Source organism: Aeromicrobium sp., from assembly GCF_037719875.1.
GTDB lineage: Bacteria > Actinomycetota > Actinomycetes > Propionibacteriales > Nocardioidaceae > Aeromicrobium.
Genome location: NZ_JBBJMJ010000003.1, coordinates 39,731 through 61,529 on the forward strand (window position 1 = coordinate 39,731; position 21,799 = coordinate 61,529).

Annotated in this window: 22 protein-coding genes; 10 read left to right on the forward strand and 12 right to left on the reverse strand. The window is 67.4% G+C overall.

The window, feature by feature from the left end; genetic code table 11:
* Positions 1-44: 44 nt before the first annotated feature.
* Positions 45-812 (reverse strand): 2-dehydro-3-deoxy-D-gluconate 5-dehydrogenase KduD, encoded by a 768-nt coding sequence (gene kduD, locus WKF39_RS04925; RefSeq protein ID WP_340386117.1) that lies wholly within the window; start codon positions 810-812, stop codon positions 45-47.
* Positions 809-1,627, reverse strand: a complete 819-nt coding sequence (gene kduI, locus WKF39_RS04930) for a 5-dehydro-4-deoxy-D-glucuronate isomerase (protein ID WP_340386118.1) — start codon at positions 1,625-1,627, stop codon at positions 809-811. The genes kduD and kduI overlap by 4 nt, the downstream gene beginning before the upstream one ends.
* A 170-nt stretch (positions 1,628-1,797) precedes the next feature.
* Between kduI and WKF39_RS04935 the strand changes: the two genes are divergently transcribed.
* On the forward strand, positions 1,798-2,601 hold the full coding sequence (locus WKF39_RS04935) for an IclR family transcriptional regulator (RefSeq protein WP_340386119.1): 804 nt from the start codon (positions 1,798-1,800) through the stop codon (positions 2,599-2,601).
* A gap of 403 nt (positions 2,602-3,004) precedes the next feature.
* Here WKF39_RS04935 and WKF39_RS04940 read toward each other — a convergent pair whose 3' ends face one another.
* Positions 3,005-3,658, reverse strand: coding sequence for a helix-turn-helix domain-containing protein (locus tag WKF39_RS04940; RefSeq protein WP_340386120.1), 654 nt, complete (start codon positions 3,656-3,658; stop codon positions 3,005-3,007).
* Positions 3,659-3,710: 52 nt separating this feature from the next.
* Between WKF39_RS04940 and WKF39_RS04945 the strand changes: the two genes are divergently transcribed.
* Positions 3,711-4,238, forward strand: a complete 528-nt coding sequence (locus WKF39_RS04945; protein WP_340386121.1) for an ester cyclase — start codon at positions 3,711-3,713, stop codon at positions 4,236-4,238.
* A gap of 286 nt (positions 4,239-4,524) precedes the next feature.
* Here WKF39_RS04945 and WKF39_RS04950 read toward each other — a convergent pair whose 3' ends face one another.
* From WKF39_RS04950 to WKF39_RS04960, 3 genes are all read right to left on the reverse strand, one after another.
* Entirely contained in the window at positions 4,525-4,956 is a 432-nt protein-coding gene (locus WKF39_RS04950; protein ID WP_340386122.1) for a MerR family transcriptional regulator, read from the reverse strand.
* Positions 4,953-5,306: a hypothetical protein gene (locus WKF39_RS04955; RefSeq protein WP_340386123.1), complete on the reverse strand. Its 354-nt coding sequence runs from the start codon at positions 5,304-5,306 to the stop codon at positions 4,953-4,955. Before WKF39_RS04955 ends, WKF39_RS04950 begins: the two co-directional genes overlap by 4 nt.
* A 249-nt stretch (positions 5,307-5,555) precedes the next feature.
* Positions 5,556-5,852: a hypothetical protein gene (locus WKF39_RS04960; RefSeq protein WP_340386124.1), complete on the reverse strand. Its 297-nt coding sequence runs from the start codon at positions 5,850-5,852 to the stop codon at positions 5,556-5,558.
* A gap of 256 nt (positions 5,853-6,108) precedes the next feature.
* Between WKF39_RS04960 and WKF39_RS04965 the strand changes: the two genes are divergently transcribed.
* Positions 6,109-6,672, forward strand: coding sequence for an ATP-binding protein (locus WKF39_RS04965; RefSeq protein WP_340386125.1), 564 nt, complete (start codon positions 6,109-6,111; stop codon positions 6,670-6,672).
* Here WKF39_RS04965 and WKF39_RS04970 read toward each other — a convergent pair.
* Positions 6,665-8,839, reverse strand: a complete 2,175-nt coding sequence (locus WKF39_RS04970; protein ID WP_340386126.1) for a thiamine pyrophosphate-dependent enzyme — start codon at positions 8,837-8,839, stop codon at positions 6,665-6,667. The genes WKF39_RS04965 and WKF39_RS04970 overlap by 8 nt on opposite strands.
* Positions 8,840-8,909: 70 nt before the next feature.
* Here WKF39_RS04970 and WKF39_RS04975 point away from each other — a divergent pair, with 70 nt between their 5' ends.
* Positions 8,910-9,146 carry a hypothetical protein gene (locus tag WKF39_RS04975; protein WP_340386127.1) on the forward strand — a complete coding sequence of 79 codons (237 nt, stop codon included), beginning with the start codon at positions 8,910-8,912 and terminating at the stop codon, positions 9,144-9,146.
* The gene (locus WKF39_RS04980) at positions 9,143-9,577 is read left to right on the forward strand and encodes a TA system VapC family ribonuclease toxin (protein WP_340386128.1); all 435 of its coding nucleotides are present in this window, start codon (positions 9,143-9,145) and stop codon (positions 9,575-9,577) included. The genes WKF39_RS04975 and WKF39_RS04980 overlap by 4 nt, the downstream gene beginning before the upstream one ends.
* Here the strand turns inward: WKF39_RS04980 and WKF39_RS04985 are convergent.
* Positions 9,570-10,175: a hypothetical protein gene (locus WKF39_RS04985; RefSeq protein ID WP_340386129.1), complete on the reverse strand. Its 606-nt coding sequence runs from the start codon at positions 10,173-10,175 to the stop codon at positions 9,570-9,572. The genes WKF39_RS04980 and WKF39_RS04985 overlap by 8 nt on opposite strands.
* A 107-nt stretch (positions 10,176-10,282) precedes the next feature.
* Here WKF39_RS04985 and WKF39_RS04990 point away from each other — a divergent pair, with 107 nt between their 5' ends.
* The 5 genes from WKF39_RS04990 to WKF39_RS05010 all read left to right on the forward strand — a co-directional run bounded on the left by WKF39_RS04990 (position 10,283) and on the right by WKF39_RS05010 (position 17,719).
* Positions 10,283-11,653 (forward strand): ATP-binding protein, encoded by a 1,371-nt coding sequence (locus WKF39_RS04990; protein ID WP_340386130.1) that lies wholly within the window; start codon positions 10,283-10,285, stop codon positions 11,651-11,653.
* Positions 11,653-12,288, forward strand: coding sequence for a response regulator transcription factor (locus WKF39_RS04995; protein WP_340386262.1), 636 nt, complete (start codon positions 11,653-11,655; stop codon positions 12,286-12,288). Before WKF39_RS04990 ends, WKF39_RS04995 begins: the two co-directional genes overlap by 1 nt.
* 100 nt (positions 12,289-12,388) lie before the next feature.
* Complete coding sequence (gene lon / locus WKF39_RS05000) at positions 12,389-14,719, forward strand: endopeptidase La (RefSeq protein WP_340386131.1); 2,331 nt, start codon at positions 12,389-12,391, stop codon at positions 14,717-14,719.
* A 61-nt stretch (positions 14,720-14,780) separates the two neighbouring features.
* Positions 14,781-16,667 carry a 2-oxoacid:acceptor oxidoreductase subunit alpha gene (locus WKF39_RS05005; protein WP_340386132.1) on the forward strand — a complete coding sequence of 629 codons (1,887 nt, stop codon included), beginning with the start codon at positions 14,781-14,783 and terminating at the stop codon, positions 16,665-16,667.
* Positions 16,664-17,719: a 2-oxoacid:ferredoxin oxidoreductase subunit beta gene (locus WKF39_RS05010; protein ID WP_340386133.1), complete on the forward strand. Its 1,056-nt coding sequence runs from the start codon at positions 16,664-16,666 to the stop codon at positions 17,717-17,719. The genes WKF39_RS05005 and WKF39_RS05010 overlap by 4 nt, the downstream gene beginning before the upstream one ends.
* A 3-nt stretch (positions 17,720-17,722) precedes the next feature.
* On the opposite strand, the gene WKF39_RS05015 is transcribed toward WKF39_RS05010, so the two are convergent.
* The 4 genes from WKF39_RS05015 to WKF39_RS05030 are packed head-to-tail and all read right to left on the reverse strand — an operon-like array spanning position 17,723 to position 21,795.
* Positions 17,723-18,946 (reverse strand): acetyl-CoA acetyltransferase, encoded by a 1,224-nt coding sequence (locus WKF39_RS05015; protein WP_340386134.1) that lies wholly within the window; start codon positions 18,944-18,946, stop codon positions 17,723-17,725.
* A gap of 4 nt (positions 18,947-18,950) precedes the next feature.
* Entirely contained in the window at positions 18,951-20,042 is a 1,092-nt protein-coding gene (locus tag WKF39_RS05020; protein WP_340386135.1) for an adenosine deaminase, read from the reverse strand.
* 4 nt (positions 20,043-20,046) lie between these two features.
* Positions 20,047-20,502 (reverse strand): MaoC family dehydratase, encoded by a 456-nt coding sequence (locus WKF39_RS05025; protein WP_340386136.1) that lies wholly within the window; start codon positions 20,500-20,502, stop codon positions 20,047-20,049.
* Positions 20,503-20,511: 9 nt separating this feature from the next.
* A complete protein-coding gene (locus WKF39_RS05030; RefSeq protein WP_340386137.1) occupies positions 20,512-21,795 on the reverse strand; it encodes a thymidine phosphorylase in 1,284 nt (427 codons plus the stop codon).
* Between the last annotated feature and the right edge of the window lie 4 nt (positions 21,796-21,799).

Consider the following 21,799-nt stretch of genomic DNA (forward strand, 5'->3'; position numbering starts at 1 on the left):
CAACTGGTGTTGCGGTGTGAGGTTGCGGAGCGAGGGCGACTTGATCATCGGGCCATCCAGCCGCCATCAACGACCAAGACGTGGCCGTTGACGTAATCGGCAGCGGGCGAGCACAGGAAGACCGCGGCACCCGCGACGTCCTCCGGTGTCCCCCAGCGTCCGGCGGGGATCCGGTCGAGGATCGCCTTGGACCGTCCGGGATCCTCGCGCAATGCACTGGTGTTGTCGGTGGCCATGTAACCGGGAGCGATCGCGTTGACCTGCACCCCAGAGCCACCCCACTCGTTGGCCAGCGCCTTGGTGATGCCGGCGACGCCGTGCTTGCTGGCCGCATACGAGATCACGCGGATTCCCCCTTGGAAGGCAAGGAGGCTGGCGATGCTCACGATCTTGCCGTTTCCTCGCTCGACCATGGGCCGACCGATCGCCTGTGTGAGGAAGAAGAGACCGGACAAATTGATGTCCAGGACCCGGTTCCAGGACTCGGGTGTCAGGTCGACGGTGTCTTCGCGCTCGATGATGCCAGCATTGCTGACCAAGATGTCGATCTGTCGGCTGCCGGAGATCTCAACGCCGACTCTGGCGACAGAGTCGTGGTCGGACATGTCGAGGTCAACGACCTGCGCTTCGCGTCCGAGATCGACGATCAGCTTGGCAGTGTCGTCCTGGCTTCCGGGCAGCCCGACCAGGATCAGATCGGCACCGGCCTGCGCCAGGCCGAGCGCGACGCCCTGACCCAGGCCACGCCCTGCCCCGGTGACCACGGCGGTACGCCCACTGAGGTCGAAGGGACCTCCCGACAGCTGGCTCACAGGTCTTCCACCGCAACGGCGGCGAGGTCGGTGTAGCAGTTGTTTTCACCGTTCATCGCCCAGATGAAGGCGTAGGAACCCGTGCCGGCGCCGCTGTGGATCGACCACGGCGGTGAGATGACGGCCTGCCGGTTGGTCACAACCAGGTGACGAGTCGCACCGGGCTGACCCATCAGGTGGAAGACCCGGTCGTCTTCGGCCAGGTCGACGTAGCAGTAGACCTCGGTACGGCGGTCGTGCAGGTGCGGGGGGAATGTGTTCCACACCGAACCTTCAGCGATGACTGTCACGCCGAACTGCAGGGCCGAGGTCGCGAGCTCTTGACCCCAGGCATAGCGGTAGAGGCTGCGCTCGTTGGCAGCCGGAGGGCTGCCGAGCGACACCGGCTCAACGGCGGCGTGGCTCAACGCCCTCGAGGGGTGCGTCGCGTGGGCGGGAGCCGAGACAAAGTAGAACGCAGCGTCGGCCCCGGCGAAGACGACCTCACTCCCGCGGCCGACATACAGGCCATCGAGGTGCTCAAGCTCGAACTTCTCGCCGTCGACGAGGACGTGGCCGACACTGCCGACGTTGACGACGCCGAGCTCGCGACGCTCCAGATGCCTGTTCTCTCCGAGAACGTCTTCCCAAGCTGGCAGCCCCAGCTGCTCATCACCGGGCACGGCGCCACCGACGACGAGCCGGTCGTCGTGGGTGTAGACCGCGTGCACCTCTCCGGTCTCGAACAGGTCCGGCACGAGAAAGTTGGCGCGCAGGTCCGCAGTGTGGGCGGTCTCCACGCTCGACGGGGAGGTCGAATATCTAACCTGAATCATGTTGTGGGCCGCTCCTCGATTTTGTGAACCACGTTCCTCTATGTGAACTGAACGCTACAGGTGACCGGGGTCACAGTCAAGAATCTGAAACTGGTCCATATATGTGAAATCGGCTAGGATGAGGCGAAGCGGTGGAACGTGGGTCCATCGATCCGACCAAGGGGTGCGCGATGCAGGATGTGAGAGCGGTCGAGGGCACCCTCGACAACGGTGCAGCCGCCGGCCCCGTCAAGTCAGCGGCGCGTGCGATGGACCTCCTGGACGAGATCGCGGCGCACGGTCCGGGAACGCAGCTGCAGTTGTCCCAACGACTCAGCATCCCCAAGAGCAGCCTGCACGCACTGCTGCGGACGATGACCGACCGTGGCTGGCTACAGACCGACCCCACCGGCAGCGTCTACATGCTGGGGATCCATTCGTTGGTCGTCAGCTCGGCGTACCTCGACGGAGACCCGGTCCTCTCGCGCGCGACTCCCGTGATGGAGGAGGTCGCTGCCGCCACCGAGGAAACAGTCCACCTCGGCCGCCTTGACGGCTCCCATGTCATCTACACGGCCAAACGTGAGTCGGTGCACCCGCTGCGCATGCACTCCGCCGTGGGTCGCCGGCTCCCCGCGTACTCGACCTCGCTGGGGCGGGCAATCCTGTCCAAGCTGCCGGCCGATCTGCGGTGCGGTCTCGTTCCCGACCACATCACCGCGATGACCCCCCACACGACGACCGACAAGGCCGCAGTGCTCGCCATCATCGACCAGGCCGAGCTGATGGGCTACGCGGTCGAGAGCGAGGAATCCTGCATGGGTGTGCGCTGCTTCGGCGTGGTTCTGCCATTTACGAACAACTCCGTTGACGCCCTGAGCGTCGCGGTACCGATCAGCCGCCTCGGTGGCGGCCGTGAGGACTTCATCATCGAGACCCTGCTCAGCGTGAGCGCCCGCCTCGCACCGATTCGCGACAACAGCATGGTGCGTTGACCGAGCTCGGTACATCGTGAGTCTCGACTCTCTCGCAAACGCAGGTCACCGATACCGCCCCCAATCGCTCGTCCGACACTCCTGCTCTCTGACGCGCACTTCGAGTCGAACCCGCAGGGCCATGAGGGCGGAGTCGCAAACGATGGTCATAACCTCCCTTTGCAACGTCGAGGTTCGAAGTTGATCCGGGGCCCGGGCGGTGCTCAATTCCAGCTCGGCGGCAAAGAGCTGTAACCAGCAGTCGAGGTTTATGACCTTCGGTGGTGCTCCTCGGAGAGCGTGTCGTTGACGATGGCCAAGCTCGCGCGCGATCACCAACAATCGTGCAGCTCCCTCAGCCAAATCCTGCGTCTTTCGCCGCCTTTGATGCACGCATCTGACGAGGGACGCTGCAAAAACTGGCTCATTGCTCGGTCAGTGAGGCAATGAGTGTGCGATAGAGCCACTCGGCGTAAGCGTCGCGGCTCCAACCCCGCTGGATGACGAACAGGTCATAGACCTCGACGGAGATGCAAGTCCACAGCACTTCTCTGGCTTCGGCGACCTCGATCCCAGTACGGAGCCGGCCGGTGTCGACCAGGTGGCTTGCCAGCATCGTCATCCCGGTGAGTCGCTGGGCCTGAATCAGTTGCCAGAGGTCGGCGACGGCGGGGTCGATGGGGGCGCCGTTGCGAAGCGCGAGCTGCACTCGGGCCGAGCGGGCGGCGCGAGTGGCTGCGCCCTCTGCGAAAATGCGCAGCTTGGCCTTGACGTCAGGCTCCTCCTGGATACGGAGAGCCTCCGGCCGCTCGGCAACGGCGACAGGCTCGTCATCACCGGCAATGGTGTCGTCGAAGACCTCCTTGAACAGGGCCGCTTTGTTCCCGAATCGCTGATAGACGCTTGCTGGTGAAACCCCGGCTCGACGGGCGACCTCCGCGAAGGTGGTCGCGTTGTACCCACGCTCCTCGAGCAGTGTCTTCGCCGCCGCCACGACGGTGCGCCTGGTCGCGCGGGCAGCTTCGCGACGACCACTGGCGTCGTATGCACGGGATTGCCCCTTGACCGAATCGCCCATCAGGCTCCATCCTCACATTAGATATTGTTCGACTCTACCGAAAGTGTGAAGGATGACAGCCCCGTTGGATACTGCGCGCACTGCCGCGCTCCGCAGCATCGACATCATCGCCAACGGCGATCGTCCGGAGTTCGACGAGGTAGTCGCCCTGGGGGCCGTCAATCACGAGGGCTCCAACGAACCGCCGGCCTGCCGAGCCGGCGGACCGGAGGGATTTCACGCAACCGCGCTCTGGCTGCGCGCTGCATTCGCGGACCTGAACCACCGTGTCGAACACGTCGTGGCCGAGAGCGGACTCGTCGTCGTCGACACGACCATGAGCGGCAGGCATGTCGGCCCCTTCGACCTCTACGACAGCGAGGGCAGCGTCGATCAGGTGTGGGCGCCCACTGGCAAGACCTTCGCCGTACGTCAGAGTCACTGGTTTCGGGTCGCGGACGGTCTCGTCATCGAACACTGGGCAGTTCGCGACGACCTCGGACAGGCCTTTCAACTCGGCTGGGTCCCGCCCAGCCCGTTCTACCTGCTCCGCTGTGCCCGGGCAAAGCGCCGAGTGATGCGATCAACTTCCGCTCGTTGAGCTGGTTCTTTGTCGACCAGCGAGACACTCGCCACTGGGCGGACCGGCGAGATGTCGATGAAGGTCGGTTCCTTCCCGGCAGTGCAGTTGCTCGAGGACCGGCGCCGTCGATGGTTTCCTAACGCCAGCACGGCGGCACTCGCAACCACGAGTCCGAACACGGCGCCGGCGAAGGCGAAGGTCGCGACGGTTGCTGCGGCACCGGCTACACCTAGCACTGTCAGGATGGGCGCTGCGCAACAGACGGCACATGCGGCGGCACCGGCGCCGACCAGGTGTCGGTTCTTCACGCCGGGCTCGCTTCGCGGCGTGGGTCGATCTGCACGAACGGGAGTGGGCAGCAGTCCGATTCTGCGCACTGCATCAGGTCGTCACACCCGGCGTCGCGTGCCTCGATCAAACTGGCACGGATCACACTCAGGTCCGCAATCTTCTTGTCGACTTCAGCGAGTTTTGCCTCGGTTCGAGACTGGAGTCCTGCACCGTGGTGGTGCTTTCCCGCCTCCAACAGCTCAGCCACCTCATCAAGGGTGAACCCGAGATTTTGAGCAGCCTTGATGACACGCAGAGTCGTCACCGTCTCCTCTGGATAGAGCCGGTGTCCACCCAAGCTGCGGTCTGGTTCTGCGATGATTCCCCGCCTCTCGTAGTAGCGGAGCGTCTCCACGTTGACGCCGACCGCCTGGGCGACTTGTCCAGATCGCAGTGCGGCATTCATTGGAGACCCCGGGCCATCGACTCAGCTCTAGAGGCGAGAGCGTCAAGGATGGGCTCATGGTGCAGTTCAGTGCTGACTGTCAGAACGATGGTCCCTCCGGTCATGGTCAGCGCGAAGGTGAAGAACGAGCAGCAGGATGTTTCTTTGGCCGCCAAGCCCGCAGCCCGGGCAGCGACCGCTGGCGTCGGGTCGAGCTCGAGGCGAAGGGAGCCGGACGTGGCCCTGGCGACGTCGATCACGTCTGCCGAGAACAGGTCGTCGAACTCTGTTCGCCGAAGTGGTAGCTCCACGGTCGGCAATGTGCACGCCGCGGGAATCCAGTCATCCAGCATCAGCAACTTTTCGCTCATGCTTCAACTGTAATCCCGTACGTAGGTACGGGATACAAGCCTTTTCGCCGGAGCAATCGGCATTGACTAGCCGTTGACCGGGTCCCGCCGCAGTCGCAGCGCCACCCATAGGCCGCACCGGCGACAGATGTACGTGTCAGTGCCCAAGGCGTGGAGGGCGGAACGTGGCTTACGTCTGCTGCAGCACGAGCATCTGAGGGCGGCCGTCATCCCCTGATCATGGCACCCAGGCTCTGGGCACATCCTGGATTACCCGCGAGACCGAGGACCGAGCACGTCGTCCGCCATCCGCTCAAGCGTGGCGGTCAGGTCGACAAGAGTGTCCCGCAAGATCCGGGCTTTGAAGAGTGCGTTGCTGATCTCTGAGGTGGTAGCGCCACTGAGGTCGAGGGTCACCACCCGACTGCAGTCAGCGATGGTCACGAACGCGTCAAGTCCGGCCCGATCCTGCCAGGTCTCAATCTTGCATTCGGCGAGCACGAAGGCACCTGCGTGATGACCGCGGCGGTTGAGGAACCGCCGCCGATAGAAGGGCTTGCTGCCCATGAGGACTCCATTCCGCTCCGACCAGATGGTCAGAGCATCGGTTGGTTCCTCATGCGCCCTCCTTCCACAGCCACGGCGATGCCGGGTGCCACCGCTAAATCCTACGCCGGCTCACTCACCGGCCGTTTCCCTGACCAGACCTGCGTCCATCCGGGTGACTTGGACTCGTGGCCAGACCAAGGCCTTCTTGTCGATTCTTGGCGCATAGCTGGACGGATCGGGCTGCTTGGGACCCGCTCACCTAGGCTGGTGCCCCATGGGCGTCGTGATCTTTGCCGGGCCATCGGGGTCAGGCAAGTCGCACCTGGCCGAGCGCCTCGGTTGGCCGGTGCTGCGCCTCGACGACTTCTATCGCGACGCCGACGAGCCGGACCTGCCTCGTTCGACGCTTGGCATCGTCGACTGGGACGATCCCGCCTCGTGGAGTGCCGCAGACGCGGTCGACACGATCGCGGAGCTGTGTGCCTCCGGGACGGCTGAGGTCCCGGTCTACGACATCGCGACCAGCAGGCGTACGGGAACCCAGACGTTGTCGGCGCCGGGCGGCCGGTTCATCGCCGAGGGACTCTTCGCCCCGGTCATCGTCGACGCGTGCCGCGAGGCCGGCCTCCTCGACGCAGCGATCTGTCTGCGGCGCAACCGGATCGTCACGTTCGTCCTCCGCCTCAGCCGCGACCTGCGCGAGGGACGCAAATCGCCCTGGGTCCTCCTGCGCCGGGGATGGCGACTCATGCGCGACGAGCCGCACATCGTCGCCGAGGCCGTCGCCCACGGGTGTGAGGCGATGACGCCTGGCGAGGCACGCCGGTCGCTCAGCTGACCTCACGCACGGCTGCGATGATCTGGGCCTCCGACAGCAGGACAGCATCAGCGGCGGGCCCGAGAGGGATGAAGCTGTCGACGCTCGTGACCCGCTTGAGCCGGCCGTCATAGCCGCCGTCGACGAGCGCGGTGATCACCGACTCGGAGACCCCTCCGCTCGCCCGTGTCTCGTCCACCACCACGACCGCGCCGAATCCCGCCGCCACCCGCAGCAGCTCCTCGCACGGGAGCGGTGCCAGCCACTGCAGGTCGAGCACAGTGCAGTCGGTGCCGTCCACGGCGAGGTCGGCGCTCGCCCGCAGGCTCATCCGGACCCCGTTGCCGAATGTCACGAGCAGGACGTCGCGCCCCTCGCCATACGTGCGGACGCGACCGAGCTCGCAGGACGCGTTGGCGGGCCACCCGGCTGGCGGCACGTAGGCGGACGTCCACGCCGCATCGCCTGGAAACAGGTCGCGCTGGTGATAGAGAGCAATCGGCTCGAGGTAGACGCACACCCGGCCCTCCCCCGCCAGCGCCAGGCACTCGCGCAGCAGCCCGGGCGCGCTGCCCGGGTGGGTCGGGACTGCCAGCACCAGTCCGGGTATGTCGCGAAGGACCGCGACCGAGTTGTCGTTGTGGAAGTGCCCGCCGAAGCCCTTCTGGTATGCCAGCCCGGCGACCCGCACGACCATCCCGTTCTCGTACTGACCGTCGGAGAAGAAGCGCAGTGTCGCGGCCTCACCGCGCAGCTGGTCCTCGGCGTTGTGCAGGTAGGCGAGGTACTGGATCTCGGGGATCGGGAGGAAGCCGGCCAGCGCCGCACCAAGCGCCGAGCCCAGGATCGTCTGCTCGTCGAGCAGGGTGTCGAAGACCCGCTCGGCCCCGAACGCCTTGCGCAACCCGCGTGTCACGCCATACACGCCGCCCTTGCGGCCGACATCCTGGCCGAAGACCAGGGCATCGGGGCGCGCAGCCAGCGCGTCCCTGAGCGCTGCGTTGATGCTCTGCGCGAGCGTCAACGGTCCCTCGCTCTCAGGGAGCTTCGGGCCGAAGGCCAGCGCCCGGCGACCGGGTGAAGCGAGGACATCTCGGCGCGATCGGCGCATCGTGATCGGCGCGGTGATCGCCTCCGCCTCATCGAGGCGCGTCGTGCCGGCGAGCGCCGTGGCCCGCTCCATCACCGCCTCCCGTGCATCCTCATATCGCGCCAGCACGTCATCTGGGGTGAGCACCCCCGCACCGATGAGCTCAGCGGCGGTCGCGAGCAGCGGATCCCGCACATAGTCGTCCTCGATCTCGCGCGTGGAGCGATAGGCCAGCTCGGCGTCCGAGCCCGCGTGTCCCATGAACCGCACAGTACGAAGGTGCAGGATCGCGGGCCGCCGCTCGGTTCGCACCCGCTCGACCAGGCGAGCCGCGCTCGCGAGCAGCTCGACCGGCCGGATCCCGTCAGCCGAGGCGTACTCGATGCTCGGCCAGGAGCCCAACGACCGTTCGACCCATCCGCTCGGGGACTTCGTGCTGATGCCGATCCCGTTGTCCTCACAGACATACAGGATCGGGAGGGGTAGGCCCTGGTGCGCGCAATATGCCGACGCGTTGAGCGCACCGACCGCAGTGGAATGGTTGGCCGACGCATCGCCGAAGCTGCAGACCACGACCGAGTCGAGCGGCCACGGCGGAGTGACCTCGGTCCGGCTCGATCGACCCATCGCGAACGCCAGCCCGAACGCGCGCGGCAGGTGGGAGCCGATCGTCGAGGTCTGGGGGACGACGTTGAGTCCGGCGTGGCCGAAGACCTTGTGGCGCCCACCCGAGATCGGGTCGGCGATCGACGCGAGGGCACCGTTGAGCACGTCGTCGACAGCCGTGGACCCCGGCACCTGGGCGGCGCGGGCGGCATAGAACCCGCCGGAACGGTAGTGCAACAGCGCCGGGTCGGAGGGGCGCAGCGCCATCGCGACGGCCGCGTTGCTCTCGTGACCGGCCGAGCCGATCGTGTAGAACGCCTCACCCTTGCCCTGCAACCACCTGATCGCGAGGTCGAGGTGGCGACTCTGGAGCTGTGCGTCGAAGTACGCGAGCAGGGTGCCCGGGTATTCTCCGCCGGATTCGCTCTTCGCCAGGTGTGTCGGCCACGTGCGCAGCCGCCGGACGACGTGATCGTCGATCGACTCGGGCATGTCTCAACGTATCGTGGAGCGGCTCCGGCGGGCGATATGGGTGTATGGGTCACCTGATATGGTCGGCAGTATGAAGACGACGATCGATCTTCCCGATCAGCTGATCCGCCGCGTCAAGCGCCTGGCCCGATCAGAGGGTGCCACGATGCGCGAGCTGATGATCGAGGGTCTGACTCGTGAGATCGAGCGCCGTTCCACTCCCCAGGTCAAGCCGGACTTCGCCTTCCCGACCTCAGGCGGCTCGGGCCTGCGAGCCGACATCGATCCGGCGACGATGACCGATCTCGCCTACGACCTGCCACGATGATCGCGGTCGACACCAACATCTTGGTCTACGCGCAGCGAGAGGACAGCCCTCAGCACCGACCTGCCCTCCAGGCCATCCGAGCGCTCGCCGAAGGCCAACGGCCATGGGCCGTGCCCTGGCCCTGCCTGCACGAGTTCCTCGCAATCGTGACCCACCCACGCATCTATCAGCCCCCCACGCCGGTCGACACGGCCGTCGCAGCGGTTGCTGCCCTGATCGCCACGCCCGGCTTCGGCCCGATCGGCGAGACCGACAACCACGCCTCATTGCTCGCCGATCTGCTCCGCAGCGGATCGATCGTCGGCCCCCGGGTCCACGATGCCCGGATCGCGGCGATCTGCCTCGACCACGGAGTCACCGAGCTATGGACCGCCGATCGCGATTTCAGCTACTTCCCAACCCTGGCGACGCGCAATCCGCTGGTCACCTGATCCGTCCGAACACCTCCGGTGTGCCGGAATGCCTGTCCACGTCACTCTGAGGCCAGACCTTCCACGCCAACGGGACGAACGCCAGGACGAGCAGGACGTTGACCGCCACCGCCAGTCCCGCGATGTTGCCGATGTGCGCGACGGGCCACAGCACTGCGGCCACGGCGACGCTGACGGCCGCCAGGCGAACGCCCAACCGTCGCAGGACGACGGCAGCCAAGACCAGTGACACCGGGAAGAACAGCCCCAGCGGCTTGATGATCGCGCCCGGACCGCTGGTGTCGACCAGGTCGACCCCGCCGAGCGCGACGTGGATCGTGTTGAAGCCGTAGGCCATGTTGCCGGCAGCACCGACGATGCCGACGAACAACGTCCACGCAGCCAACCAGCCGTGCGTCCAGGTCGCGATGCGCACGAGCACGAAGGCGTAGGCGATGGCGCCGAGCGCGTGGAGTGCCCCGGCGTCGGGATCCTCCCAACCACGGGCGGCATAGAGGCAGTCGACCAGCAGATAGAGCAGCGGAGCGACGACGAGCGCGCCGTTCAGCAGCAGGTCGGTGGGTGTCCGGTTAGTCCGGGATGTCTTCAAGAGGTTCATGGAGCCACTGTCCCGCGGCGAGATGGCACTCGGCGTCGGGGCCGACCCGGGAGATCTTGAGGGTCAGCCCCCATACGCGAGACGTCAACCTGTGCCACTAACGCGCCATGAGACGCCCGCTGCTCCTCGTCGTCGCGGGGACGGGCCTGCTCGTCGCAACCGGTTTCACCCTGGGGTTCCGGCTCGACAACCTGCACAACGGACTGCTCGCACTCTCCTTCACCGCGGTGGGCTCCTTCGTGCTCCATCGGCAGCCCGGCCAGCGCGAGGCCAAGCTGTTCCTCGCCGCGGGAGTGGCGCACGCAGTGATGTTCTTCGGCCGTCAGGTCGGGCAGCACGGCGACTTCCCGGCGGCGGAGTGGGTCGCCTGGTTCGGGGTCTGGCCGCTCCCCCTGGTGCTGGCCCTCGCCGGTGCCGCCATCATGGGATTTCCTGACGGGCGCCTGCCGGGGCCGGCGTGGACCATCGCCTTCAGGATCATGCTCGGCGCTGCCGTGGTGCTCTCGATGGTCTCCGCGCTCTGGCCCGTCGAGTACGCCCGCACGGGCATCGTCGTCGCGCACCCGTTCGACCTGCCGGGTGGCCAGGCCGCGGAGTCGTTCTTCGACGTGGCGAGACCCGTGTGCTACACGGCGTTCCAGCTCCTGTGGGCGATGTGCGTGGTGGCCAGGCTTCGCCGGGCGTCAACCGATGAGGCGCATCAGCTGCGCTGGTTCGTCTCGGCCGTCGCAGGGAGCGCGGTGGTGTTGCTCCTCGGTCTGGCCACGGACGGCTCCCCTCGCGCCGGCGTGCTGGCGGTGTCGCTCGTCCCCGTCGCCGCGGGAATCGCGATCGTGGAGTCTGCCTACGAGGTGCTCCTGCGGGAGCTCCGGGCCGCGGCCAAACGGATCGTGACGGCACAGGACGATGCCCGCCGACGAATCGAGCGTGACCTGCACGACGGCGCTCAACATCGACTGGTGACCCTGGGGATCGACCTGGGGCGACTCGTGGACCGGGCCGAGAGGGCCGGCGACCCCGAGCTCGTCGCCGCAGCCGTTTCGGCACGACGACAACTACTCGACGCGACGGCCGAGCTCCGTGAGCTGGCGCGCGGAATCCACCCCGCGGTGCTCACCCAGGACGGCCTCGCTGCCGCCCTCGAGCGCCTCGTCGACGGCTCGACCATCCCGGTCCGGCTCGCTGTCGACATGACCGACCGATGTCCGCCGGAGATCGAGGCAACCGCATACTTCGTCGCCAGCGAGGCACTCACCAACGCGACCCGGCACAGCGGGGCCAGCCAGTGCGCGGTCTCCGTCGTGCGTACGCCCTCAACCCTTCGCCTCGACGTCACCGACGACGGACGCGGCGGCGTGACCACCGGCGGCGGACTGGCAGGCATGGCGGATCGGGTCACCTCGCTCGGCGGTCGCCTCGCCGTGGAGTCCCCCGCCGACGGCGGGACCTGTTTGCGAATGGAGCTCCCGTGCGCGTGATGTTGGCCGATGACGCCGTCCTGTTCCGCGAGGGAGTCGCTCGCGTGCTCGCCGAGTCCGGGTTCGAGGTCACCGGCCAGGCGAGCGACGGCTCGTCACTGGTCGAGCTGGTGCTCGCCGATCCTCCTGAGGTCGCGATCATCGACATCCGCATGCCACCGACCCATTCTGCCGAAGGGGTCGACGCGGCGGTGGCGATCCGGGCCTCGGCACCCGGCGTCGGTCTGATGCTGCTCTCACAGCACGTCGAAGCGCACCACGCCCTGCGGCTGATGACCGAGTTCGAGGGGGGCGTCGGGTATCTCCTCAAGGACCGGGTCTCGGACCTCGCGGCGTTCGCGCTCGACGTCCGCCGGGTCGCCAGCGGCGAGGTCGTGATCGACCCTGAGCTCGTCGCCCGGCTGATCGCCCGTCGCCGTGAGGACGATCCCCTCGGCATCTTGACCGGTCGCGAGCGCGACGTCCTCTCGCTCATGGCGCAAGGCCTCAGCAACCGGGCACTCGCCGTCGAGCTGCACCTGAGCGTCAAGACCGTCGAGGCACACGTCAGCAGCATCTTCACGAAGCTCGACCTCCAGCCCGACCAGCGCGACCACCGGCGGGTGCTGGCCGTGCTCGCGTTCCTCCGCGCCTAGGGCACACCCGATCCGCCCTCAGCGAACACGCGTCACGGGCCGGAATGCCCACCCCGTCTCCGCAGTTGAGCCCGTCAGACTCAACTCTGAGGAGCACGGCATGACCGCATTGCAGAAGTTCCCCGTCCTGGCCCTGGCAGACGTCGTCGTGCTGCCGGGCATGGTCGTACCGATCGAGCTCGACGACGCGTCCCGCGCGGCCGTCGATGCCGCCCGGACCAGCAACGACGACCGATTGCTGGTCGCCCCCCGTCTCGAGGACCGATATGCGACGCACGGCGTCATCGCGACGATCCAGCAGGTCGGCCGCCTCCCCGGCGGAGGCCCCGGCGCCGTCATCCAGGCCGAGCAGCGCGCCCATATCCAAGGCGGTGTGACTGGCCCCGGCGCCGCCTTGTGGGTCGAGGCCGAGCTGATCGAGGACGAGCCTGCCACCGAAGCCATTCGCGATCTGGCCACTGAGTACAAGGGCCTCCTCGTCACGATCCTGCAGAAGCGCAACGCCTGGCAGGTCATCGACTCGGTCCAGCGGCTGACCGATCCCGGCGCACTCGCGGACACCGCGGGCTATGCGTCATACCTCGACCTGGAGCAGAAGCGTCAGCTCCTCGAGACCCCCGAGGTCGACCTGCGCCTGACCGTGCTGATCGAGTGGGCCCGCACCTATCTCACCGAGGCCGAGGTCAACGAGAGCATCGCCGACTCGGTGCACGAGAGCATCGAGAAGAACCAGCGTGAGTTCATGCTGCGACAGCAGCTGTCCGCGATCCGCAAGGAGCTCGGCGACGACGAGCCCGAGGGCACCCAGGACTACCGCGCCCGGGTCGAGGAGGCGGACCTGCCCGAGGACGTTCGCAAGGCCGCCCTGCGGGAGGTCGCCAAGCTCGAGCGAGGCAGTGACCAGAACCCCGAGGCGGGCTACATCCGCACGTGGCTCGACACCGTCCTCGAGCTCCCCTGGGGCGTCAAGACCGATGACCGCACCGACATCGCCGCCGCCCGCGAGGTCCTCGACACCGATCACCACGGCCTCGACGACGTCAAGGACCGGATCGTGGAGTACCTCGCGGTGCGCGCCCGGCGGAGCGAGCGTGGCCTGGAGGTCGTCGGTGGCCGCGGATCGGGCGCCGTCATGGCTCTTGTCGGCCCTCCCGGCGTCGGCAAGACCTCGCTCGGCGAGAGCGTCGCGCGTGCCCTCGGGCGCAACTTCGTCCGGGTCGCCCTGGGTGGTGTCCGCGATGAGGCAGAGATCCGCGGCCACCGTCGGACGTATGTCGGCGCGCTGCCCGGCCGCCTGGTCCGCGCGATCGGCGAAGCCGGCTCGATGAACCCCGTGGTGCTGCTCGACGAGATCGACAAGGTCGGCGCCGACTATCGCGGCGATCCCGCGGCGGCGCTCCTCGAGGTGCTCGATCCGGCGCAGAATCACACATTCCGCGATCACTACCTCGATCTGGACCTCGACCTGTCGGACGTGCTGTTCCTGGCGACCGCCAACGTCGTCGAGTCGATCCCGCAGGCCCTGCTCGACCGCATGGAGCTCGTCCAGCTGGACGGCTACACCGAGGACGACAAGGTTGCGATCGCCCGTCACTACCTCGCTCCTCGTCAGCTCGAGCGTGCTGCGCTGACGAGCGACGAGGTCACGATCACCGACGAGGCCCTGCGGGAGATCGCCGCGTCGCACACCCGTGAGGCCGGGGTGCGCCAGATGGAGCGACTCCTCGCCAAGGTGTTCCGCAAGGTCACGACCAGACTGGCCGACCCCTCCGTCGACCTGCCCGTCGTGGTCGACGAGCTGACCCTCGTGGACTACCTCGGCAGGCCGCGGTTCGTTCCCGAGTCCGAGGAACGTACGGCCGTGCCCGGCGTCTCGACCGGGCTCGCGGTGACCGGGCTCGGCGGCGACGTGCTGTTCATCGAGGCCAGCGCCTACGACGGCGAGCGCAGCCTGGCGATCACCGGCCAGCTGGGTGACGTGATGAAGGAGTCAGCGCAGATCGCGCTGTCCTACGTCCGGTCGCACGCCGAAGCGATCGGCATCGCCCCGGAAACCCTGGAGCGGGCGATCCACCTCCACGTGCCGGCCGGTGCGGTGCCCAAGGACGGTCCGTCTGCGGGCATCACGATGGTCACGGCGCTCACCTCCCTGGCCCTTGGCCGCAACGTCCGCGCCGATGTCGGAATGACCGGCGAGGTCACCCTCAACGGGCGGATCCTGCCGATCGGAGGCGTCAAGCAAAAGCTCATGGCCGCCCAGCGGGCCGGTCTCAAGACCGTCTTCATCCCCGCACGCAACGAGGTCGACCTCGCCGATGTGCCCGCGGACGTCCTCGCGGACCTTGACGTACGCCCGGTGGCCGACGTCGCCGAGGTCCTGGCTCTTGCCCTGGAACCGCAAGCCGAGATCGGGGGGCGCGCCGCGGCCTGACACGTCGCGATCCCCGGCCAGTCGGTACGGTGTGAGGGAGGACACACGGAAGCAGGTGGGGATGACGGCAGAGGAATCGACAGGACCCAAGCCGGTCGAGGAACGTACCCGGGTCGTCATCCGCTTCGCTGGCGATTCCGGCGACGGCATGCAGCTCACGGGTGACCGTTTCACGCAGGACACGGCCGACTTCGGCAATGACCTGTCGACGCTTCCCAATTTCCCTGCCGAGATCCGTGCCCCCGCAGGCACCCTTCCGGGCGTCTCCTCGTTCCAGATCCACTTCGCCGACTACGACATCCTGACGCCGGGTGATCGGCCCGACGTCCTGATCGCCATGAACCCGGCGGCGCTCAAGGCCAACATCGCCGACCTGCAGCCCGGCGGGACAGCAATCGTCGACGCCCACGAGTTCACCGATCGCAACCTCAAGCGCGTCGGCTATGCCGGCAACCCGCTCGAGGACGGATCGCTCAACGCCTATCAGCTGCACGCGATCGATCTGACCGGGTTGACGGTCGGCTCGGTCGCCGAGTTCGGCCTGTCCCGCAAGGACGCCTCTCGCGCCAAGAACATGTTCGCGCTCGGCCTCGTCAGCTGGATGTTCGGTCGTCCGATCGAGGGCAGCACCACGTTCCTCGAGCGCAAGTTCGCGGCCGACCCCGACATCCGCGACGCCAACATCGCCGCGCTCCGCACCGGATTCCACTTCGGCGAGACAACCGAGTCGTTCGCCGTCTCCTATGTCGTCAAGCCTGCCGTGATCCCCGCCGGGCGCTATCGCAACATCTCGGGCAACACCGCCCTGTCCTACGGCTTGGTCGCCGCCGGGCAGCTCTCCGGGCTACCGGTGTTCCTGGGCGCCTACCCCATCACTCCGGCCTCGGACATCCTGCACGAGCTGTCCAGGCACAAGGCGTTCGACGTCACGACATTCCAGGCCGAAGACGAGATCGCCGGTGTCGGCGCGGCTCTGGGTGCGAGCTATGGCGGCGCCTTGGGGGTGACGACCACCTCCGGACCGGGGCTTGCCCTCAAGGGTGAGACGATCGGGCTCGCGGTGATGCTGGAGATTCCGCTGATCGTCGTCGACGTGCAGCGCGGCGGCCCCTCGACCGGGTTGCCGACCAAGACCGAGCAGTCCGACCTGCTCCAGGCCATGAACGGCCGAAACGGTGAGGCGCCCGTGCCGGTCGTTGCCGCTCAGTCACCCGCCGACTGCTTCGATGCGGCCATCGAGGCGGCACGGATCGCAGTGACCTACCGGACCCCGGTGATCCTGCTCTCCGACGGCTATCTCGCCAACGGGTCCGAGCCGTGGAAGCTGCCCGACGTGTCCGCCCTCCCGCGCATCGAGCCGGCCTTTGCGTCTCATGATCCTGATTCGGTGTTCCTCCCCTATTCGCGAGACCCACATACCCTGGCCCGTCCGTGGGCGCCGCCGGGCGTCGCGGGGCTCGAGCACCGCATCGGGGGTCTGGAGAAGGCGGACGGGACCGGCGACATCTCCTACGACCCGGCCAATCACGACCTGATGGTGCGGACGCGTCAGGCCAAGGTCGACGCCGTCGCGGACTCGATCCCCGACCTCGTCGTCGACGACCCGGACGGTCGGGCCAAGATCCTGGTGATCGGCTGGGGGTCGACATACGGGCCGATCGGCGCCGGCTGTCGCCGAGCCCGGGTGGCGGGCCATCGCATCGCCCAGGCCCACCTGCGGCACCTCAACCCGTTCCCCAGCAATCTGGGACAAGTACTCAGGTCGTACGACCGGGTCATCGTCCCTGAGATGAACCTCGGTCAGCTCCGCGGCCTGTTGCGCGCGAAGTATCTCGTCGACGCCGAGGGCTACAACGCCGTTCGAGGTATGCCGTTCGGCGCGGCCGAGCTCGGCGCCCACTTCATCGAGCTGTGCATCAAGACCGATCCGGACTGGGAGACCTCATGACCATCGATCTCGGCATGCCGCTCGGCAACGGCCTCGACGGCATACCGACAGCCGACGAGCTCCAGACGCGCAAGGAGTTCTCCTCCGACCAGGAGGTGCGGTGGTGTCCCGGCTGCGGGGACTATGCGGTCCTCGCCGCGGTGCAGGGCTTCATGCCCGAGCTCGGCCTGCGCCGGGAGAACATCGTGTTCATCTCCGGCATCGGTTGCGCCGCACGCTTCCCCTACTACCTCGACACCTACGGCCTGCACTCGATCCACGGCCGCGCCCCGGCCATCGCGACCGGGCTCGCGACATCGCGCGCCGACCTGAGCGTCTGGGTTGTGACCGGCGACGGTGACGCACTGTCGATCGGCGGCAACCACTTGATCCACGCGCTGAGGCGCAACGTCAACATGACGATCCTGCTGTTCAACAATCGCATCTACGGCCTCACCAAGGGCCAGTACTCTCCCACCTCCGAGCCCGGCAAGGTGACCAAGTCGACCCCCCAGGGCTCGATCGACGCCCCGCTCAACCCGTTGTCGTTGGCGCTCGGCGCCGAGGCGACCTTTGTGGCCCGCACGATCGACTCGGACCGCAAGCACCTGACAGCTGTGCTGTCGGCCGCGGCGCGACACCGCGGGACGTCGCTGGTCGAGATCTATCAGAACTGCCCGATCTTCAACGACGGGGCCTTCGGCGCGGTCAAGGACGCAAGCACCCGCGACGAGGCCATCATCCCGCTGGAGCACGGCGAGCCGATCCGCTTCGGCCTCGAGGGCCACCTCGGCGTCGTCCGTTCGTCCGGTGGCGGAGTCGAGGTCGTCGAGGTCGACGACTCCAACGTGGGTGACGTGCTGGTCCACGACGCCTACGCCCCCGACGCGACCATGGCGTTCGCGCTGTCGCGCATCACCGACAGCGGCATTCTCAGGCGTGCACCGATCGGCATCTTCCGCCAGGTCGACCGACCGACATACGACGACCTGAGCCGCGAGCAGGCCACGCTCGCCGGCGACACACCGTCGCTGCAAGACCTGCTCGACGGCCCCGATGCGTGGACCGTCTGAGGCTCACAGTGCCGCGACGACGAAGCTGACTGTCGTGGTTGTGCTGCCGCCGATGTTGAGCGTGCCGAAGGTGCGCGCGCCCTCGACCTGACAGTCCCCGGCCGTCCCGCTGACCTGCTTGGAAGCGTCCAGCAGCATGCGTACGCCGGTGGCGCCCACCGGGTGCCCACCGCCGATCAGCCCGCCACTTGGATTGATCGGCAGCCGGCCACCGGCAGCGATCGATCCGTCCTCGATCGCCTTCCACGACTCCCCCGGCCCAGTCAGCCCGATGTGATCGATCGCCAGGTATTCACTCGGCGTGAAGCAGTCGTGGGTCTCGAGGCCGTCGAGATCGTCGAGGGTGACCCCCGCGCGGCCGAATGCGTCGTGGACGGCATCGCGGACGTGCGGGAGCACGTAGGGGTTGTCGGCGTCGCGCTGGAGCTTCTGATCGAGTCCCAGCCCGACCGTCCGGTGCCCCCAACCCTGCAGTAGCGCGATGGCCCGGGCGCCCGGGTGCCGGCGGAGGTAGGCATCGGTCACGAGCACAACGCCGGCAGCGCCGTCGGTCACCTGGCTGCAGTCATAGCGACGCAACGTTCCGTCGACCACGGGGTTGGTGGCGTCGTCCGCACCGATCTGGCCGACGAGATCACCCACGTCCCACCCCCGGGTCTGCGCGAGAGGGTTGCGCCGGGCATTGGCGAAGTTGAGGTTCGCGATGCCGCGCAGGTGGACCTCGTCGAGTCCGTAGCGGCGGTCGTACTCCGCAGCGATCTCGCTGAACATGTGGGGCCACACGAAGCGGGCGTCGTGGCCCTCGTGGCCGACCCACGCGGCAGCACCGAGGTGCGCTGCCGCGGCGTCGCCGGGCACCGTTCGTTCCAGCTCGGCGCCGATCACGAGGGAGCTCTCGTAGTGGCCCGCCTGCAGGTCCGACATCGCCGCAAGCACCGCGATGCTGCCCGACGCGCAGGCCGCCTCGTGTCGTGACGACGGCGTGCCCCACAGGTCCGGTCGGACCGTCGCGGGCATCGCACCGAGGTGGCCCTGACCCGTGAAGAGCTGGCCGAAGGCATTGCCCACGTGGATCACGCCGATGTCGACGCCACCGACGCCGGCGGCCTCGAGCGTGTGGTCCACGACCTCGCCGAACAGGTCGGAGAAGTCCTTGCCCTCACGGGTCAAATTGCGCGCGAAGTCGGTTTGATGACCACCCAGCACCCAGATGTTGGTAGTGGTCATCGGCTCAGAGCGCGGCGTAGGCCGGCTTGATGACGTCGTTGATGATCGCTAGCCGCTCGTCGAACGGCAGGAACGCACTCTTCATGGCGTTGACGGTGAACCACCGCAGGTCGTCGATGCCGTAGTCGAACGCGTCGACGAGCAACGAGAACTCCCGTGACATCGACGTGCCGCTCATGAGTCGATTGTCGCAGTTGACCGTGACCCGGAAGCCGAGATCCTTGAGCCTGCCGATCGGGTGATCGGCGATCGACCGCATGCCGGGGACCGCGTTGGTCTGCAGGTTGGATGACGGGCACATCTCCAGTGGGATGCGACGATCCCGGATGTAGGCCGCGAGGCGACCCAGGCGCGGTCCACCAGCAGCGTCGAAATCGATGTCGTCCACGATGCGTACGCCGTGGCCGAGCCGCTCGGCACCGCACCGCTGGATGGCCTGCCAGATCGAGGGCAGCCCAAATGCCTCACCGGCGTGGATCGTGAAGTGCGCATTCTCCCGGCGGAGATACTCAAATGCCTCCAGGTGGAGGATCGGCGGGAATCCGTCCTCGGCGCCGGCGATGTCGAAGCCCGCGACGCCGCGATCGCGGTGGTCGACGGCGATCTCGGCGATCTCCATGCCCCGTTTGGCGTGCCGCATCGCGGTGAGCAGCTGGCCCACGACGATCGGGTGACCCAGGCCGGCCGCCTCCTCGCATCCCTCGACGATGCCGGTCTGCACCGCGTCGACGGTCTCGGTCAGGGACAGACCCGCTGACAGGTGCTGCTCCGGTGCCCACCGCAGCTCGGCATAGACGCAGCCATCCGTGGCCAGGTCTACAACCGACTCGCGGGCGACCCGTGCGAGGTCCTCAGGTCGCTGCATGACCGCCACGGTGTGGACGAAGGTCTCGAGATAGCGCTCGAGCGAGCCCGAGCTCGACGACTCCTCGAACCACGCGCCCAGCGACTCGGCGCCATCGGCGGGAAGGTCGTGGCCGATCTCAGCCGCGATCTCGACGATCGTGGCCGGCCGCACACCTCCGTCGAGGTGTTCGTGGAGGGCGACCTTGGGGGCCTTGGCGATCTGTTCGGAAGTGGCGCTCACGGGTTTCATCGTGTCATGGCCCCATCAGCCGGACGACAGTCTCCGCGACGCACGCCGGCTTGTCCTGTCCCTTGATCTCGACGGTGTGCTGCAGCGTGGCGCGCTGGCCCTTCTCGATCTCCTCGACCTCCAGGAGATCGACCCGGTTGCGGACCTTGGAACCGACGATCACCGGCGACACGAACCGCACCTTGTTGAGCCCGTAGTTGACCCGCGCGACGTCGCCGGCGAAGGCGTAGACCTGCGCACCGAGGAACGGGAGCATCGACAAGGTGAGATAGCCGTGCGCCACGGTCGCACCGAACGGTCCTCCCGCGGCTCGCTCGGGATCGACGTGGATCCATTGCCGATCGCCCGTCGCGTCGGCGAACAGGTCGATCCGCTCCTGCGTGATGGCGACCCACTCGCTGACTCCGAGCTCTTCTCCGGCCGCCGCCGCGATTTCCGAGCGATTGTTCAAGATGCGCATCTGTCCAACCTAACGAATGCGGTCGATGACCACCGACGACACGTCCACGCTGCCGGCGCCGATGTCGTAAGCACCCTCGAGCGCGCCACTCGCGCGCTCGAACCGCTCAGGTGTGTCGGTGTGCAGTGTCAACAGCGGCTGACCTGCGGTGACCTCGTCCCCGGGCTTGGCGTGCATCACGACCCCGGCACCGGCCTGGACCTGTTCGCCCGGACGTGATCGACCCGCCCCGAGTCGCCAGGCCGCCACCCCGACGCTCAAGGCGTCGAGTCGCGTCAGCGTGCCGGACGAGGGCGCCTTGACGACGTGCAACTCCTTCGACTTCGGCAGCTCAGCCGCCGGATCTCCACCCTGGGCCGCGATCATCCGCCTCCACACGTCCATGGCTCCGCCGGATGCCAGGACGTCGGCCGGGTCGATGTCATCCTTCCCGGCGGCGGCGAGCATCTCACGGGCCAGCTCGACGGTCAGCTCGACGACATCTGCCGGCCCTCCCCCGGCGAGCACCTCGAGCGACTCCGCGACCTCGCACGCGTTGCCGGCCGTCAGCCCGAGGGGGGTCGACATGTCGGTCAGCAGCGCGACGGTCCTGACGCCAGCGTCATTGCCAAGAGCCACCATGATCTGCGCCAGCTCCCGCGCCTGATCCTGGCTCTTCATGAAGGCCCCTGAGCCAACCTTGACATCGAGCACCAGCGCGCCTGTGCCTTCAGCGATCTTCTTGCTCATGATCGAGCTCGCGATCAACGGGATCGCCTCGACCGTGCCGGTCACGTCCCGAAGCGCGTAGAGCTTCTTGTCCGCCGGGGCGAGCCCGGGGCCGGCGGCGCAGATCACTGCACCGACGTCCTCGAGCTGAGCCATCATCTCCTCGGTGGTCAGGGCGGCACGCCAGCCCGGGATCGACTCGAGCTTGTCCAGGGTGCCACCGGTATGGCCGAGGCCACGGCCCGACAGCTGGGGCACCGCGACGCCACACGCGGCAACGAGTGGCGCCAACGGCAGCGTGATCTTGTCGCCCACACCACCCGTGGAGTGCTTGTCAGCGGTTTTCCACGACAGCGACGAGAAGTCCATGCGCTCGCCACTGGCGATCATCGCGCCAGTCCACCGGCTGATCTCGCGACGATCCATGCCGTTGAGGAGGATCGCCATGGCCAGGGCCGACATCTGCTCGTCCGCGACGACGCCACGCGTGTAGGCATCGACGACCCAGTCGATCTGTGCATCGTCGAGCTCGTGCTTGTCACGCTTGGCCGCGATCACCTCGACCGCATCGAATGGTTCAGTCATGGCA

Coding starts and splice junctions, on each gene's coding strand:
- WKF39_RS04980 (WP_340386128.1), top strand. CDS start 9,143: ATGATCGCGGTCGACACCAACATCTTGGTCTACGCGCAGCGAGAGGAC.
- WKF39_RS04970 (WP_340386126.1), bottom strand. CDS start 8,839: ATGCCCGAGTCGATCGACGATCACGTCGTCCGGCGGCTGCGCACGTGG.
- WKF39_RS04950 (WP_340386122.1), bottom strand. CDS start 4,956: ATGAATGCCGCACTGCGATCTGGACAAGTCGCCCAGGCGGTCGGCGTC.
- WKF39_RS05010 (WP_340386133.1), top strand. CDS start 16,664: ATGACCATCGATCTCGGCATGCCGCTCGGCAACGGCCTCGACGGCATA.
- WKF39_RS04975 (WP_340386127.1), top strand. CDS start 8,910: ATGAAGACGACGATCGATCTTCCCGATCAGCTGATCCGCCGCGTCAAG.
- WKF39_RS05015 (WP_340386134.1), bottom strand. CDS start 18,946: ATGACCACTACCAACATCTGGGTGCTGGGTGGTCATCAAACCGACTTC.
- WKF39_RS04985 (WP_340386129.1), bottom strand. CDS start 10,175: ATGAACCTCTTGAAGACATCCCGGACTAACCGGACACCCACCGACCTG.
- WKF39_RS04955 (WP_340386123.1), bottom strand. CDS start 5,306: ATGAGCGAAAAGTTGCTGATGCTGGATGACTGGATTCCCGCGGCGTGC.
- WKF39_RS04940 (WP_340386120.1), bottom strand. CDS start 3,658: ATGGGCGATTCGGTCAAGGGGCAATCCCGTGCATACGACGCCAGTGGT.
- WKF39_RS05025 (WP_340386136.1), bottom strand. CDS start 20,502: ATGCGCATCTTGAACAATCGCTCGGAAATCGCGGCGGCGGCCGGAGAA.
- WKF39_RS04945 (WP_340386121.1), top strand. CDS start 3,711: ATGACAGCCCCGTTGGATACTGCGCGCACTGCCGCGCTCCGCAGCATC.
- WKF39_RS05030 (WP_340386137.1), bottom strand. CDS start 21,795: ATGACTGAACCATTCGATGCGGTCGAGGTGATCGCGGCCAAGCGTGAC.
- WKF39_RS05005 (WP_340386132.1), top strand. CDS start 14,781: ATGACGGCAGAGGAATCGACAGGACCCAAGCCGGTCGAGGAACGTACC.
- WKF39_RS04960 (WP_340386124.1), bottom strand. CDS start 5,852: ATGGGCAGCAAGCCCTTCTATCGGCGGCGGTTCCTCAACCGCCGCGGT.
- WKF39_RS04935 (WP_340386119.1), top strand. CDS start 1,798: ATGCAGGATGTGAGAGCGGTCGAGGGCACCCTCGACAACGGTGCAGCC.
- lon (WP_340386131.1), top strand. CDS start 12,389: ATGACCGCATTGCAGAAGTTCCCCGTCCTGGCCCTGGCAGACGTCGTC.
- WKF39_RS05020 (WP_340386135.1), bottom strand. CDS start 20,042: ATGAAACCCGTGAGCGCCACTTCCGAACAGATCGCCAAGGCCCCCAAG.
- WKF39_RS04965 (WP_340386125.1), top strand. CDS start 6,109: ATGGGCGTCGTGATCTTTGCCGGGCCATCGGGGTCAGGCAAGTCGCAC.
- WKF39_RS04990 (WP_340386130.1), top strand. CDS start 10,283: ATGAGACGCCCGCTGCTCCTCGTCGTCGCGGGGACGGGCCTGCTCGTC.
- kduI (WP_340386118.1), bottom strand. CDS start 1,627: ATGATTCAGGTTAGATATTCGACCTCCCCGTCGAGCGTGGAGACCGCC.
- WKF39_RS04995 (WP_340386262.1), top strand. CDS start 11,653: ATGTTGGCCGATGACGCCGTCCTGTTCCGCGAGGGAGTCGCTCGCGTG.